Genomic DNA, 15,014 nt, shown 5'->3' on the forward strand with positions numbered 1-15,014 from the left:
GCCCGCGGGCAGCGGGCAACCACGTCCGACGCCGGCGGGAGCACCCACGTCCGTTGCGCCAATAGTCCCTGATCGGAACCCGGATTGCACGCACTAATCCCGGGTACCCGGTGAAGCTTCTTCGGCTGGCGGCGGGATGACCGGTTTCGGACCGGTTGACCGCCGGTGGCGGGACGCGGAGGGTCGGCGGCGGCCGGCCGCCCGGCGTGCGGTACGAAGGCAACGTGACTCTGCCCAGCCTTCACCCGCTCACCGACCTCCTCCCCGACGACCTCGGCGACAAGCCGAGCCCGGGCTGCCTGGCCGAGCCGTTCTGCAGGTGGGCCTGGGAGATCACCGACTCGGTCTGGTTCGCCGAGGGCAGCTACTGGATCGTGGTGAAGCCGCTGCGGGTGATCCTGATCCTGCTGCTCGCCCTGGTCGCCCGCTGGGCGCTGCACCGGGCCATCAACCGGCTGGTCCGCACCACCGGCCGCAGCACGGTGCCGACCCTGCTGCGGCCGCTGCGCGAGCGGATCCCCAGCGCCTCGCTGGACCCGGAGGAGTTCGTGCCGGAGCGGCGCCGGCAGCGGGCCGAGGCGATCGGCTCGGTGCTGCGCAGCGTGGTCACCGCGTTCGTCTTCGGCATCGCGCTGCTGATGACCCTGCGGGAGTTCAACTTCGACCTGGCGCCGCTGCTGGCCAGCGCGGGCATCGCCGGCGTCGCCCTCGGCTTCGGCGCGCAGAGCCTGGTCAAGGACCTGCTCGCCGGCCTGTTCATGCTGATCGAGGACCAGTACGGCGTCGGGGACACGGTGGACCTGGGCGAGGCGACCGGGGTGGTCGAGTCGGTCGGGCTGCGGGTCACCACCGTCCGGGACGGACGCGGGGTGCTCTGGTACATCCGCAACGGCGAGATCATCCGGGTGGGCAACAAGAGCCAGGGCTGGGCGCTGGTCGTGGTGGACCTGCCGATCGGCTTCGCCAGCACCGAGGAGGCGACGGCGGTGCTGCGTACGGCGGCGGCCTCGGTGGCGCTGGACCCGGAGCTGGCGCCGGAGATCGTCGAGACACCCGACGTGCTCGGCGTCGAGCAGATCACGGTCGACGGCGCGGTGATCCGCACCGTGGTGAAGACGACCGCCGAGGGGCAGTTCGCGGTGGGCCGGGAACTGCGCCGACGGCTGGCCGAGGCGCTGGAGAACTCCGGCATCACCGCGCGGATCGCCGCCGCCCGGCTCTATCCGGGCGTACCCGTGGCGGGCGCCGGCGAGACCGGTCGCGGCGGCAGCACCTGACCGGTCACCCGGCGGACCTTGCGGCCGGGGGTCGCGGTCCTTGTGACCCCTCGGGTATCGTCCGTTCGTTCCGTCGGGGATATGACGATCAATCCGTTCGCCCTAGCCAGTCTTCAGACGATCGGGCAGAATCCGGAGAAACGCGCTCCTGCCGAATCGCGATCACGTCCTCGGTGATCGGTAGATCTGACGACGGTTCCCGGCCCGCCATCACGAGTGGCCCCCGGGGACGATGGAGGCCACGGTGTCCGACGAGCGACCCGATCCGGAAGGGCCAGCCACCTTCCGCGAGGTGTTCGCCCAGAGTGAGTACCGGGCGGTCTTCAGCGCCAGCGTCCTGTCGTGGATCGGCGACTACATCGCCAAGGCGGCGGTCACCGTCCTGGTCTACCGGGAGACCGACTCGGTCGCCCTCTCCGCAGCGGCGTTCGCCATCAGCTACCTGCCCTGGCTGGTCGGTGGCCCACTGCTCACCACGCTCGCCGACAGGTACCGCTACCGCCAGGTGATGGTGGTCTGCGACCTCGTCCGGATGGCGCTGATGGTGCTGGTGGCCGTTCCGCACCTGCCCGTGCCGGCCCTGCTCGGGCTGCTCTTCCTCACCACGCTGGCCAACCCGCCCAGCCAGGCGGCCCGCTCCGCGCTGATGCCGGTGATCCTGACCGGCGACCGGGTGGTGCTGGGGCTCTCGCTCAACGCCAGCGCCGGCCAGGCCGCCCAGGTCGGCGGCTATCTGGTCGGCGCCGCCATCGCCGCGGTGAACCCGACGGCCGCGCTGCTGATCAACGCCGCCACCTTCGGCGCCTCGGCAATGGTGGTCCGGCTCGGGGTGCGGGACCGTCCGGCCGCGATGACCGCCGCGCACCGCAACCACCTGCTGCGGGAGACCGCGCAGGGCTTCCGGATCGTCTTCGGTACGCCGGTGCTGCGGGCCATCGCACTGCTGGTGTTCAGCGCGATGCTCTTCTCCGTCGTCCCCGAGGGGCTCGCGGCGGCCTGGGCCGGTGAGCGCCACGGCGGTCTGGACGCCGGCCTCGCCCAGGCCGTGATCATGGCCGCCAATCCGGTCGGGTTCATCCTCGGCGGACTGCTGATCGGGCGGGTCTTCGGGCCGGCCCGACGGCTGCGGGTGATGCGCCCGCTGGCGGTTCTCGCCCCGCTGGTGCTGGTGCCGACGCTGCTCGACCCGCCACCGCAGGTGGTGGCCCTGCTCGCCGCCGGCTGCGGCTTCGCGGTGGCCGGCCTGCTGCCCACCGCCAACGGCCTCTTCGTCCGGGTCCTGCCCGACGGCTACCGGGCCCGCGCGTTCGGCGTGATGGCCACCGGCGTGCAGGTGATCCAGGGCGCCGCGGTGCTGATCACCGGCGTGCTCGCCGACCGCTTCTCGGTCCCGCTGGTGGTCGGGGTGTGGAGCGCCGCCGGGGTGCTGCTGATGCTGCTGATCACCCTGCGCTGGCCGGACGCGGCCTCGGTCGACGCGGCCGTCCGCGCCGGTGGGCAGGCCCGGACGGACGAACCGGCCACCCGGCCGTCGGTGGTCACGCAGCGCTCCGCGCCGGCCCAGGAGGGCCCGGCGAGCGGGGTCACCGCCGCCACCCGCTGACCACGTGCGCGGGGCCACTCGGGTCCGGCCGCCCGCCGGGACACCTGGCAGGATGGAAGGGTGAATCCCGCAACCGGAGCCGACCGTCCCCGCCCGTCGATCACCCTCTTCGAGGCCGTCGGCGGCGAGCCCACGTTCCGCAAGCTGGTGGACGAGTTCTACGCCGGAGTCGCGACCGATCCGCTGCTGCGCCCGATGTACCCGGAGGAGGACCTCGGGCCGGCCGCCGACCGCCTGACGTTGTTCCTGATGCAGTACTGGGGCGGCCCCAACACCTACTCGGCCCAGCGCGGGCACCCGCGGCTGCGGATGCGGCACGCGCCCTTCCGGATCGGCGCCGCCGAACGGGACGCCTGGCTGCTGCACATGCGCCGGGCCGTCGACCGGCTCGACCTGGAGCCCGAGGTGGCCGCCGCGCTCTGGGACTACCTGGAGCGGGCCGCGTACTTCATGGTCAACGTGATGGAGGACCCGGCCGGCTGAGCGCCGGTCAGAGCAGGGCGCCCTCGTCGTGCAGCCAGTCCACGAAGGTCGTGGCGACCGCCGCCCCGCAGTCGAGCATCTCGATCAGCAGCGCGTCGTGGGTCCCGGCGCCCAGCGGCACCTGGAGCTCGGCGTAGATCGGCAGCTGACCCCGCTCGGTCGGGTCGCCGATGTACGCCTTGCAGAAGCGACGGGTGTGGTTCCACTCGTTGACCACCCGGTAGGCGCGGTCGGCCCAGTCCGGCGGGACGGTGGCGTGCGGGCGGGCCCGCATCACCAGGATCTCGTCCTCCGGACCCTCCAGGGTGACCAGCACGGCGTGCCGCTCCCACATGGCCAGCAGGTTGCCGTCGCCGTCGGCCAGGTAACGCACGTCGAGCAGGTCGAGGGCGTCACAGACCCGGCGCAGGGTCACCGGCTCGACGGTGGCCGGCATGTCGGCGAGGGGGGACCGCTCGCCCACCGGCGCGTCGTCCCCCGGCTGGCGTGGGGCCGGTGGACCGACCCGGACGCCGCCCTCCACTGTGACCCCGCTCCGACTGTCCGGATCGCCGCCACCGGCGGGACCGGGGCGCCATGACCACCACGGCATCGCTCGCGCACCTCACTCCCCAGCGGATCCAGTCGCATACCGTGCGTTGGATCCGAGGATGGACGGTACCCGGACAGCCGGGATGAGGCATCCCCCCAACGACAGCCCCAACCCAGAAGAATGATCGCGGCTCATCCGTTCGGACGACCACCGGCCGGTCGCACCACCAACTCGCCCGGCCGTTGCGACCACACCGCCCCGTACGGTCCGACCAGGCCGACCCAGCGGCCGGCCACCCGGACCTGAACTCCCGCGGCCTGCGGCCCGGGCGCGCCCGGGCCGAGGAAGCCCATCCGGACCAGGCCCTGGATCAGCCGCTGCGACACCTCCACCGGCGCCCCGGGCACCTCCCCCTCCGGGGAGACCCGCACCGCCACGTGGTCCAGCAGCGCGTCGCGCAGCGCCCGCTGGCCGACCGCGCGACCACCCACGCCGTGCGCGGCGGCGTCGCGCAGGGTGCCCGCCGCCGCGGCGGCGATCCGCGCCACCTCGGCCACCGGCAGCAGCTCCACCGGCCGGCTCACCGGCGGCGGCAACGGCCACCGCCACTGGGCATCCCGGGCGGTGGGGAGCGTGTCCCCACCGGCCTCCAGGTCGGCGAGCAGCTCGCGGGCGGCGACCGTCACGTCACCGGGCGCCGCACCGGCCACCGTGCGCACCACCAGCACCCCCCAGGGCAGCCGGGCCCACAGCGCCGTCCGGCCGGCCGTGGCGGCCGGCCGGAGCCGGACCAGGGCGGCCGGGTCCAGCCGGACCAGCCGGGCCAGGAAGGCGCCCGCGTCGGACACCCCGGCCAACCCGTGCCCACCGTCGCGCATGGTGGGCCCGCCGACGCCGGCCCGCGTCGTGGATCCGTCGGTGGGCCCGCCGACGCCGGCCCGCGTCGTGGGCCCGTCCGCCGGCGCGCTCACGCCGGCCCGGCCGGCCGGGCGTAGCGGGACAGGAACTCCCGCTCCTCGTCGCTGATCCGGCGGGGCAGCTGCCGGGACAGGTCGAACGGCACCAGCACCGAGCGGGCCCGACTGGCCAGGGTCTCGCCGTCGTACAGCTCGTAGTCGACGGTGAACGAGGCGGCCCGGATCTCGGAGATCCACAGCTCGATCCGGACGGCCGGGGCCGCCTCGGCGGTGGCCCGACCGAGCGCGTAGTCGACCGGGCGCAGGTAGTCGACCTCGTGCCGGCGGATGACCACCCCGTCGGCGAACGAGCCCACCCCCCACGCCCGGCCGCCGGCGAACATCAACGCCACCCGGGCCTCCTCGTACAGGGTGAGGAAGCGGGCGTTGTTGACGTGGCCGTACGCGTCCAGGTCGGACCAGCGCAGCGCGCAGTGGTAGACGAAGCGGTCAGTCACGGGTGAGCTTGCGGTACGTCACCCGGTGCGGCCGGGCCGCGTCGGCGCCGAGCCGGTCGACCTTGTTCTTCTCGTACGCCTCGAAGTTGCCCTCGAACCAGAACCACTTCGACGGGTTCTCCTCGTCGCCCTCCCAGGCCAGGATGTGCGTGGCGACCCGGTCCAGGAACATCCGGTCGTGGGAGATGACCACGGCGCAGCCGGGGAACTCCAGCAGCGCGTTCTCCAGGCTGGAGAGCGTCTCCACGTCCAGGTCGTTGGTCGGCTCGTCGAGCAGGATCACGTTGCCGCCGATCTTCAGCGTCAGCGCCAGGTTCAACCGGTTCCGCTCGCCGCCGGAGAGCACCTTGGTCGGCTTCTGCTGGTCCGGACCCTTGAAGCCGAACGCGGCGATGTACGCCCGGGACGGCATCTCGACCTTGCCCACCATGAGGTGGTCCAGCCCGTCGGAGACGACCTCCCAGACGGTCTTGTCGCCGTCGAGGCCCTGCCGGTTCTGGTCGACGTACGACAGCGAGACGGTCGGGCCGACCCGGACCTCCCCGCTGGTGGGCTGCTCCAGCCCGACGATGGTCTTGAACAGGGTGGTCTTGCCGACGCCGTTCGGGCCGATGATGCCGACGATGCCGTTGCGCGGCAGCGAGAAGGAGAGGTCGTCGATCAGCAGCCGGTCACCGAAGCCCTTGCTCAGGTTGTGCGCCTCGATGACGGTGCTGCCCAGGCGCGGGCCCGGCGGGATCTGGATCTCCTCGAAGTCCAGCTTCCGGGTCTTCTCCGCCTCGGCGGCCATCTCGTCGTAGCGGTCCAGTCGGGCCTTGGACTTGGTCTGCCGGGCCTTGGCGTTGGAGCGGACCCACTCCAGCTCCTCGGTGAGGCGCTTCTTCATCTTGGCGTCGCGGCGACCCTCGACGGCCAGCCGGGCGGCCTTCTTCTCCAGGTAGGTGGAGTAGTTGCCCTCGTACGGGTAGGTGCGGCCGCGGTCCAGCTCGAGGATCCAGTTGGCCACGTTGTCGAGGAAGTACCGGTCGTGGGTGATCGCCATGACGGTGCCGGCGTACTTGGCCAGGTGCTGCTCCAGCCAGGAGACGCTCTCGGCGTCCAGGTGGTTGGTGGGCTCGTCGAGCAGCAGCAGGTCGGGCGCCTCGAGCAGCAGCTTGCAGAGCGCGACCCGGCGACGCTCACCACCGGAGAGCTGGGTCACGTCGGCGTCCGGCGGCGGGCAGCGCAGCGCGTCCATGGCCAGTTCGAGCTTGGAGTCGATGTCCCACGCGTCGGCGTGGTCCAGCTCCTCCTGGAGCTTGCCCATCTCCTCCATCAGCTCGTCGGAGTAGTCGGTGGCCATCTGCTCGGCGATGGCGTTGAACCGCTCCAGCTTCGCCTTGGTCTCGGCGACCGCCTCCTCGACGTTGCCGAGGACGGTCTTGCTGTCGTTGAGCGGCGGCTCCTGGGCGAGCATGCCGACGGTGTAGCCGGGCATCAGCCGGGCCTCACCGTTGCTCGGCTTGTCCCAGCCTGCCATGATCTTGAGGAGGCTGGACTTACCGGCGCCGTTCGGGCCGACCACACCGATCTTGGCCCCCGGCAGGAAGTTCAGCGTCACGTTGTCGAGCACGACCTTGTCGCCGTGCGCCTTGCGCGCCTTTTCCAGGACGTAGATGAACTGGGCCACGGTGCGGGCTACCTCCGTCGGTTGCTGTCGCGAGCTTCAGGGCGCGGGCCGCGATTTCCGCCGGCCGCCGCCGGCCCGGGGCCGGGCGCGCGCACGCCGCCGTCAATCCTGACAGGTACGCCCCGCTCCGCCCACATCACCCCGCCCGTGGAGTGCGCCGCCACCGGTGTCGACAAGATCACGATGAGGGTTCGGCCGTCGTGGGACGGGTAGGTGACTCCGGCACGGGGCATCAGACGCCGCAGCTACGCTCAGTACGCTCAACGCGGTGGACCCGTCAGCACCCGGAGGTGGCCGATCGTGACCGTCCGTAGCTCCTTTGTCGTAGTGGCGAACCGACTGCCGGTCGACGAGGTGAGCACACCCGAGGGACGGCAGTGGCGACGCAGCCCCGGCGGGCTGGTCACCGCGCTGCACCCCGTCCTCGCCGAGCACCAGGGCACCTGGGTCGGTTGGGCGGGCGGCACCGGCGCCGCCCCCGAGCCGTTCGACCTGGAGGGCATTCGGCTGCACCCGGTGCCGTTGAGCGCCGAGGAACTGGAGCGCTACTACGAGGGCCAGTCCAACGCCACCATCTGGCCGCTGTACCACGACGCCGTCGAGACCCCGGCCTACAAGCGGCGTTGGCGGGAGGCCTACCGGCTGGTCAACGCCCGGTTCGCGGAGGCCGCGGCGGAGGTCGCGGCCGAGGGTGCGACGGTCTGGGTGCAGGACTACCAGCTCCAGCTGGTGCCGGCGATGCTGCGTGAGCTGCGCCCCGACCTGAAGATCGGCTTCTTCCTGCACATCCCGTTCCCGCCGATCGAGCTGTTCATGCAGATGCCGTTCCGCACCGAGATCCTGCGCGGACTGCTCGGCGCGGACCTGATCGGCTTCCAGCAGCGGCTGGCGGCGCAGAACTTCGTCCGGCTGGCCCGGCACCTGCTCGGCCTGCGCTACGAGGGCCAGATGATCCAGGTCGATGGGCGGCAGGTGAAGGCCGGCGCCTTCCCCATCTCCATCGACACCAGGGAGATGGAGCGGCTGGCCGAGGACCCGGCGATCCAGGCCCGGGCCAAGCAGATCCGCGAGGAGCTGGGCAACCCGAAGACCATCATCCTGGGCGTGGACCGGCTGGACTACACCAAGGGCATCGAGCTCCGGCTCAAGGCGTTCCGGGAACTTCTGGCTGACGGAAAGTTGACAGTTCCCGAGGCGGTTATGGTGCAGGTGGCGACGCCGAGCCGCGAGCGGGTCGAGCACTACCAGGCACTTCGCGTGAAGGTCGAACGCGAGGTTGGCCGGATCAATGGTGAATTCGGCCGGGTCGGCGTGCCGGCGGTGCATTACCTGCATCAGTCGTACAGTCGCTCTGAACTGGCCGCGATGTACGTCGCAGCCGACGTGATGATGGTGACCCCGCTGCGAGACGGAATGAATCTGGTGGCCAAGGAGTACGTCGCATCGCGCGCCGACCAGGGTGGCGCGCTCGTGCTCAGTGAGTTCGCCGGCGCCGCCACCGAGCTGCGCCAGGCATTTTTGTGTAACCCGCACGACCCGGACGCGGTCAAGGACGCCCTGCTGAAGGCCGTGCACGTCGAGAAACCAGAGGCCCGCCGCCGGATGCGGACAATGCAGCGCCATCTGCGCACCCACGATGTCGGCCACTGGGCCAAGTCCTTCCTGTCCGAGCTCGGGGTGCCCGATACGGAGGCAACCGCGTGACCCCTGCCGTCAACGCCCCGGCCACGCCCTCCGCCGGGGTGCTGGACTCCGACCTGCGCACCGCCATCGGGCGGATCGCCCGGGTCCCCCAGCTCCTGATCGCCTGCGACTACGACGGCACCCTCGCGCCGATCGTCGAGGACCCGACCAAGGCCGTACCCCTGCCGGAGTCGGTGGCCGCGATCCGCGCGCTGGCCGCACTGCCGCAGACCACCGTGGCGGTGGTCTCCGGCCGGGCGCTGCGCGACCTGGCCGCGCTCTCCCGGTTGCCCAGCGAGGTCCACCTGGTCGGCAGCCACGGCTCCGAGTTCGACATCGGCTTCGTCGAGCGGCTCTCGCCCGAGCTGATCGCCGTGCGGACCCGGCTGCGCGACGCGCTGCGCGAGATCGCCGCGGCCCACCCCGGGATCCGCCTGGAACGCAAGCCGGCCAGCGTCGCCGTGCACACCCGCGGGGTGGACCCGCAGGTCGCCGCCGCCGCCATCGACGCGGTCCGCAGCGGCCCCGCCACCTGGGAGGACGTCACCGTCACCCAGGGCAAGGAGGTCATCGAGCTGTCGGTGGTGGCGACCCACAAGGGCACCGCCGTCGACCAGCTGCGGACCCAGCTCTCGGCGAGCGCGGTGCTGTTCATCGGCGACGACGTGACCGACGAGAACGCCTTTGGCAACCTGCACGGCCCCGACGTCGGCATCAAGATCGGCCCGGGCGACACGAAGGCCGACTACCGGGTCGCCGAGCCGATCGAGGCCGCCCGGGCGCTCGGCCTGCTGCTGGAGACCCGCCGGCACTGGCTCTTCGGCGAGCGGGCCGTCCCGATCGAGCGGCACTCGATGCTGGCCAACGGCCGCACCGTCGCGCTGCTCACCCCCGAGGCCAAGGTCACCTGGCTCTGCCACCCCAAGCCGGACTCGGCGGCGATCTTCGCCGACCTGGTCGGCGGCAGCCCGGCCGGGCACTTCACCGTCGGCCCGGAGCGCGGCGGAATCCCGCTCGGCCAGCGCTACCGCAACGGCACCATGACCGTGGAGACCCGCTGGTCCGGGCTGACCGTCACCGACTGGCTGGACCTGCCGGCCCGGGAGACCACCCCGGACGGCCCGGCCGTGGTCACCGGTGACTCGACCCTGGTCCGGGTGCTCTCCGGCTCCGGCCGGGCCCGGATCGAGTTCGCGCCCCGGCCCGAGTTCGGCCAGGTGCAGGTGCAGCTCCAGCCGCTCGACGACGGGCTGCTGGTGCTCGGCTCGAACGAGCCGGTCGCGCTCTACTCCCCCGGCGTGCAGTGGGAGGTCGTCGACGACGGCGGTTACGAGACCGCCCGGGCCGTGGTCGACCTGCGGGCCGCCGGTGGTCAGGTGGTGCTGGAGCTGCGCTTCGGCACGCAGAGCCTGGAGCACCACCGGGTGCCGATCCACGAGCGGCAGGCCGCGGCCGAGCAGCCGTGGAAGGACTGGGTGGCCACCCTGCGGCTGCCCGCCACGGCCCGTGACCTGGTCGCCCGGAGCGCGCTCACCCTGCGCGGTCTCGCCCACGAGGCGACCGGCTCGATCCTCGCCGCGGCGACCACCTCGCTGCCGGAGGAGCTGGGCGGCGTCCGCAACTGGGACTACCGCTACTGCTGGCTGCGCGACGCGGCCATGACCGCCCGCGCCCTGGTGGACCTCGGGTCGACCGAGGAGGCCGAGGGGCTGCTGCGCTGGATCGACGGCGTGGTGGAGCGCACCGGCGGGCACCCGGAGCGGCTGCACCCGCTCTACACCGTCGACGGCTACGAGCTGGGCGCCGAGGCGGTCATCGACACGCTGCCCGGCTACGCCGGCTCCCGGCCGGTACGCGTCGGCAACCTCGCCAACCACCAGCTCCAGCTGGACGTCTTCGGCCCGATCGCCGACCTGATCGCCGCCGTCGCCGACGCCCGGGGCTCGGTCCGCGAGGACGAGTGGCGGGTGCTGGACAACATGGTCGAGGCGGTCCGCCGCCGCTGGCACGAGCCCGACCACGGCATCTGGGAGGCCCGCCTCCCCCCGCGGCACCACATCTTCTCCAAGGTGATGTGCTGGATGACGGTGGACCGGGCGCTGCACGTGGTGCGGCAGCACGGCGGCGAGGACCGCCCGGAGTGGGTCGAGCTGCGGGAGCGGATCGGCGCCAACGTCCTGGAGTACGGCTGGCACGACGAGGCCGAGGCGTACAGCGTCGCGTACGGGCACGACGAGATGGACGCCTCGTCGCTCTGGATCGGCCTGTCCGGGCTGCTCCCCGGCGACGACCCGCGCTTCCTGTCGACCGTGCTGAGGATCGAGGCGGAGCTGCGCAGCGGCCCGGTCGTCTACCGGTACCACTGGGACGACGGCCTGCCCGGCCGGGAGGGCGGCTTCCACATCTGCACGGCGTGGCTGATCGAGGCGTACCTGCGCACCGGCCGGCGTACCGACGCGGAGGAGCTGTTCGCCCAGATGGTCGACACCGCCGGCCCCACCGGCCTGCTCCCCGAGCAGTACGACCCGCTCGCCGAGCGCGGCCTGGGCAACCACCCGCAGGCGTACAGCCACCTCGGCCTGGTGCGCTGCGCCCTGCTCCTGGACAACATGCTCAAGCACTGACCCGCAACACGACGGCGGCCCGGGACCAGACGATCCCGGGCCGCCGCCGTTCCACCTGCTCCCAGCGAGACCGACCGACACGCCGAGCCCCACCGAGGGGTTTCCGGGGAGCCCACTCGCTCCGGGCGGTCAGGCTTGATCCCTGCGCGAGTGGGCTCCCCGGAAACCCCCACCGCCAGACAGGCTCAGTCGAGCGCGCCGACCACGTCACCCACTACCACGATCGCGGGTGGGCGCAGCTCCGCGGCGACCACGTCGGCGGCCACCGCGCCCAGGGTCGAGCGGAGCATCCGCTGGGCGCCGGTCGTACCCTCCTGGATCACCGCGGCGGGGGTCGCCGCCGCTTTTCCGTGGGCGACCAGGGTCGCGGCGATCGCCGCGAGGTTCTTCAGGCCCATCAGGATCACCAGGGTGCCGCGCAGCCCTGCCAGGGCCTCCCAGCGGACCAGCGAGGCCGGCGAGTCGGGCGCGACGTGCCCGGAGACCACTGTGAACTCGTGTGCCACGGCCCGGTGGGTCACCGGCACGCCGGCCACCGCCGGCACGGCGACCGCGCTGGTCACCCCGGGGACCACGGTGACCGGCACCCCGGCCTCGGCGCAGGCCAGCAGCTCCTCGCCGCCGCGACCGAAGACGTACGGGTCGCCGCCCTTGAGCCGGACCACGAACCGGCCGGCCAGGGCGCGATCGACCAGGATCTTGTTGATCTCCTCCTGGGTGCGGGACGGCCCGTACGGGATCTTGGAGGCGTCGACCAGCTCGACGTCGGGGCGCAGCTCGTCCAGGAGCAGCCCGGGGACCAGTCGGTCGGCGACCACCACGTCCGCCTCGGCGAGCAGCCGCCACCCCTTGACCGTGATCAGCTCCGGGTCGCCCGGGCCGGCCCCGACCAGCGCCACCCGACCTCCTCGGCTGCCGGGGGTGTTAACAGGGGACCCCTGCTCTACCGGAGGCGTTAAGAGGGGGCCCTTCCTTGCACCCAGGAGGTCGCGGATGGCGTCGCGGACGGTCATCGCGCGGCGCGGGTCGCCGCCGCCGAGCACGGCGACGGTGACCGGGCCGTGCCGGGTGACCGCCGGGGTCCACGCGGTGGCGGCGGTCCGGTCGTCGGCCCGGACGCAGAAGATCCGCCGTTGCGCGGCGGCGGCGCTGACCGTGGCCGCGGCGACCGGGTCGTCGACCGCCACCTGGACCAGCCAGGCGTCGTCCAGGTCCTCGGGGGCGAAGCGCCGCCGGACCCAGCGCAGCCGGCCGGCGTCGGCGTGCCCGTGCAGGGCCGGGGTCAGCTCGGGCGAGACGAGCAGCACGTCCGCGCCGGCGTCCAGCAGCGCCGGCACCCGCCGGGTGGCGACCGCTCCCCCACCGACCACGACCACCCGCCGGCCGGCCAGGCGCAGCCCGAGGGGGTACGGGCTGTCGCCCGTACCGCCACCGCCGGTGGCGCTCACTTCTCGGCCACCCCGGCGGAGTCGAACGTCGCCACCTCGTGCAGCACCCGTACCGCGCCGGTCACCACCGGCAGGGCCAGCAGGGCACCGGTCCCCTCGCCGAGGCGCAGCCCGAGGTCGATCAACGGGTCCAGGCCCAGGTGCCGCAGGGCCACGCCGGCGCCCGGCTCGGCCGAGCGGTGCCCGGCCACCATCGCGGCGACCGCGTCCGGGGCGAAGGCCGCCGCGGCCAGCGCCGCGCTGACCGCGATCACCCCGTCGAGCAGCACCGGGACCCGACGGGCGGCGGCACCGAGGACGAAGCCGGCCAGGGCCGCGTGCTCCAGGCCGCCGACGGCGGCCAGGACGCCCAGCGGATCGGCCGGGTCGGGGGCGTGCCGGCGCAGCGCGGCCCGCACCACCCCGATCTTGCGCTGGTACGTCTCGTCGTCCACGCCGGTGCCCCGGCCGGTCACCTCGGCGGCGTCCACGCCGGTGAACGCGGCGATCAGGGCGGCGGCCGGGGTGGTGTTGCCGATGCCCATGTCACCGGTGAGCAGGATCCCCGCTCCGGCGTCGACCAGTCGCCCGGCGACCGTGATGCCGGTCTCCACGGCGGCGCGGGCCTCGTCCCGGGTCAGCGCGGCGGTCACCGTCAGGTCCCGGGTACCGGCCCGGACCTTCGCCACGATCAGCCGGGGCGTGCCGGGGCCGCTCGGTCCCTCGGCGGCCGGGTCGGCGGCGGCGGTCGGGTCGCCGGGCAGCGGGGTGGCGACGCCGACGTCGACCACGGTGACCGAGGCGCCAGCCTGCCGGGCGAACGCGTTGACCACCGCCCCGCCGGCCAGGAAGTTGGCCACCATCTGCGCGGTGACCTCCTGCGGCCAGGGGGTGACCCGCTGGGCGTGCACCCCGTGGTCACCGGCGAAGACGGCCACCGCGGCCGGTTCGGGCAGGGGCGGCGGGCAGGCGCCGGCCAGCCCGGCGAGGCGTACCGAGAGCTCCTCCAGGGCGCCCAGCGAACCGGCCGGCTTGGTCAGCCGCCCCTGAAGGTCGCGGGCCGCCGTCATCGCTTCCGCGTCGGGCGGCCGGATCGCCGCGAGCGTGGTCTCCAGCATCATGCCTCCAGGATCCTCGCCAGTACCTCGACGAACGCGTCGGTGGTCGTCCGGTCCCGCACCGCGAGCCGGAGCCAGTCCGGGCCGAGCCCGGGGAAGGTGTCGCCCCGGCGTACCGCCCAGCCCTGCTCCCGCAGGCGTTCGCGCACCCGCGCCGCGCCGGGCAGGTGGATCAGCACGAAGGCGCTGGCCGGGCGGCCCGCGACGCGTACCCCGGGCAGGGCCGACAGGCGGTCGACCAGGTGGTCGCGGTCGGCGGCCAGCCGGGCGGCCAGGTCGCGTTCGGCCGCGACCGCGGCCGGTGAGGCGCAGGCGGTGGCGGCGGCGAGCGCCGGGGTGGAGACCGCCCAGAGCGGCTGCGCGGCGGCCAGCCGGGCGACCAGGTCGGCGGGGGCGAGCAGGTAGCCGATCCGCAGGCCGGCCAGCCCCCAGGTCTTGGTCAGGCTGCGGACCACGACCAGGCCGGGCAGGTCGCGCCGGTCGGCCAGCGACTCCGGCTCGCCCTCGACCCCGGGGGTACGGGTGGTGTCGGCGAACGCCTCGTCGACCACGAGGACCCGGCCGGGGCGGGCCAGGGCGGCCAGGTCGGCGGCGGGGTGCAGCACCGAGGTGGGGTTGGTCGGATTGCCGATCATCACCAGGTCGGCGTCGGCGGGCACCCGGGCCGGGTCCAGCCGGAAGCCGTCGGCGGGGTCGAGCAGCACCCGCTCCACGGGGTGCCCGGCGGCCCGCAGCGCCGCCTCCGGCTCGGTGAACTGCGGGTGCACCACGACCGGCCGGTGGACGCCGGCGAGCGCGCGGGCGATCAGCACGAAGCCCTCCGCCGCGCCGGCGGTGAGGAGTACCTCCTCCGGGGGACGGCCGTGCCGGGCGGCGACGGCGGCCCGGGCCGGCCGGGGGTCCGGGTACGCCGCCAGTTCGCCCAGGGCGGCGACCAGCGGGTCGGCCAGCCAGTCCGGCATCGGGTCCCGGCGGACGTTGACCGCCAGGTCGACCAGTCCTGCTCCGACCTCGGCGTCCCCGTGGTGCCCGAGGTCCGGTTCGGGTGTTCCGGGGTGCCGCCCGGGGTCGGTCTGCGGCCCGGCGTCGACGAGTTGACCACGCATGTCCGCGATCCTGCCGGGAAGGCGTCGCCGGGGACAGCGGATCCCGGCGTGGGGCGCGTCACCCGCCCGCCGGTTTAT

At 73.6% G+C, this 15,014-nt stretch carries 12 protein-coding genes; 5 read left to right on the plus strand and 7 right to left on the minus strand.

Annotation, left to right across the window (positions count from 1 at the left end):
• Window positions 1–230 precede the first annotated feature (230 nt).
• The 3 genes from GA0070564_RS11405 to GA0070564_RS11415 all read left to right on the plus strand — a co-directional run bounded on the left by GA0070564_RS11405 (window position 231) and on the right by GA0070564_RS11415 (window position 3,363).
• Window positions 231–1,277 (plus strand): mechanosensitive ion channel family protein, encoded by a 1,047-nt coding sequence (locus GA0070564_RS11405; RefSeq protein WP_091609050.1) that lies wholly within the window; start codon window positions 231–233, stop codon window positions 1,275–1,277.
• Window positions 1,278–1,509: 232 nt separating this feature from the next.
• Window positions 1,510–2,880, plus strand: coding sequence for an MFS transporter (locus tag GA0070564_RS11410; RefSeq protein ID WP_091607386.1), 1,371 nt, complete (start codon window positions 1,510–1,512; stop codon window positions 2,878–2,880).
• A 60-nt stretch (window positions 2,881–2,940) separates the two neighbouring features.
• Entirely contained in the window at window positions 2,941–3,363 is a 423-nt protein-coding gene (locus tag GA0070564_RS11415) for a globin (protein WP_091607390.1), read from the plus strand.
• Window positions 3,364–3,370: 7 nt separating this feature from the next.
• Here the strand turns inward: GA0070564_RS11415 and GA0070564_RS11420 are convergent, their stop codons facing one another.
• The 4 genes from GA0070564_RS11420 to ettA form a co-directional block, all read right to left on the minus strand.
• Entirely contained in the window at window positions 3,371–3,955 is a 585-nt protein-coding gene (locus GA0070564_RS11420) for a type III secretion system chaperone family protein (protein ID WP_088972805.1), read from the minus strand.
• 131 nt (window positions 3,956–4,086) lie between these two features.
• Window positions 4,087–4,773 carry a DUF8185 domain-containing protein gene (locus GA0070564_RS11425; RefSeq protein WP_091609052.1) on the minus strand — a complete coding sequence of 229 codons (687 nt, stop codon included), beginning with the start codon at window positions 4,771–4,773 and terminating at the stop codon, window positions 4,087–4,089.
• Window positions 4,774–4,862: 89 nt separating this feature from the next.
• Window positions 4,863–5,309 carry an acyl-CoA thioesterase gene (locus tag GA0070564_RS11430; RefSeq protein ID WP_091607393.1) on the minus strand — a complete coding sequence of 149 codons (447 nt, stop codon included), beginning with the start codon at window positions 5,307–5,309 and terminating at the stop codon, window positions 4,863–4,865.
• Window positions 5,302–6,978, minus strand: a complete 1,677-nt coding sequence (gene ettA / locus GA0070564_RS11435; RefSeq protein ID WP_091607397.1) for an energy-dependent translational throttle protein EttA — start codon at window positions 6,976–6,978, stop codon at window positions 5,302–5,304. Before ettA ends, GA0070564_RS11430 begins: the two co-directional genes overlap by 8 nt.
• A 300-nt stretch (window positions 6,979–7,278) precedes the next feature.
• Between ettA and GA0070564_RS11440 the strand changes: the two genes are divergently transcribed.
• Window positions 7,279–8,682 (plus strand): alpha,alpha-trehalose-phosphate synthase (UDP-forming), encoded by a 1,404-nt coding sequence (locus GA0070564_RS11440; protein ID WP_088972808.1) that lies wholly within the window; start codon window positions 7,279–7,281, stop codon window positions 8,680–8,682.
• Window positions 8,679–11,285, plus strand: coding sequence for a trehalose-phosphatase (otsB, locus tag GA0070564_RS11445; RefSeq protein ID WP_091607400.1), 2,607 nt, complete (start codon window positions 8,679–8,681; stop codon window positions 11,283–11,285). The genes GA0070564_RS11440 and otsB overlap by 4 nt, the downstream gene beginning before the upstream one ends.
• 185 nt (window positions 11,286–11,470) lie before the next feature.
• Here otsB and cobA read toward each other — a convergent pair whose 3' ends face one another.
• From cobA to cobC, 3 genes are read right to left on the minus strand one after another with little or no spacing between them, the layout of a single operon-like run.
• The gene (cobA, locus tag GA0070564_RS11450) at window positions 11,471–12,733 is read right to left on the minus strand and encodes a uroporphyrinogen-III C-methyltransferase (RefSeq protein ID WP_091607403.1); all 1,263 of its coding nucleotides are present in this window, start codon (window positions 12,731–12,733) and stop codon (window positions 11,471–11,473) included.
• Window positions 12,730–13,830: a nicotinate-nucleotide--dimethylbenzimidazole phosphoribosyltransferase gene (gene cobT / locus GA0070564_RS11455; protein WP_091609055.1), complete on the minus strand. Its 1,101-nt coding sequence runs from the start codon at window positions 13,828–13,830 to the stop codon at window positions 12,730–12,732. The genes cobA and cobT overlap by 4 nt, the downstream gene beginning before the upstream one ends.
• The gene (gene cobC, locus GA0070564_RS11460) at window positions 13,830–14,936 is read right to left on the minus strand and encodes an Rv2231c family histidinol phosphate aminotransferase CobC (protein ID WP_091607406.1); all 1,107 of its coding nucleotides are present in this window, start codon (window positions 14,934–14,936) and stop codon (window positions 13,830–13,832) included. Before cobC ends, cobT begins: the two co-directional genes overlap by 1 nt.
• Between the last annotated feature and the right edge of the window lie 78 nt (window positions 14,937–15,014).

It is taken from the genome of Micromonospora mirobrigensis (assembly GCF_900091555.1).
Lineage (GTDB): Bacteria > Actinomycetota > Actinomycetes > Mycobacteriales > Micromonosporaceae > Micromonospora > Micromonospora mirobrigensis.

What these genes read in the sequence shown, in the direction of transcription:
- cobC (WP_091607406.1), bottom strand. Translation starts at nt 14,936, where the DNA reads ATGCGTGGTCAACTCGTCGACGCCGGGCCGCAGACCGACCCCGGGCGG.
- GA0070564_RS11425 (WP_091609052.1), bottom strand. Translation starts at nt 4,773, where the DNA reads ATGCGCGACGGTGGGCACGGGTTGGCCGGGGTGTCCGACGCGGGCGCC.
- cobT (WP_091609055.1), bottom strand. Translation starts at nt 13,830, where the DNA reads ATGCTGGAGACCACGCTCGCGGCGATCCGGCCGCCCGACGCGGAAGCG.
- GA0070564_RS11410 (WP_091607386.1), top strand. Translation starts at nt 1,510, where the DNA reads ATGGAGGCCACGGTGTCCGACGAGCGACCCGATCCGGAAGGGCCAGCC.
- GA0070564_RS11420 (WP_088972805.1), bottom strand. Translation starts at nt 3,955, where the DNA reads ATGCCGTGGTGGTCATGGCGCCCCGGTCCCGCCGGTGGCGGCGATCCG.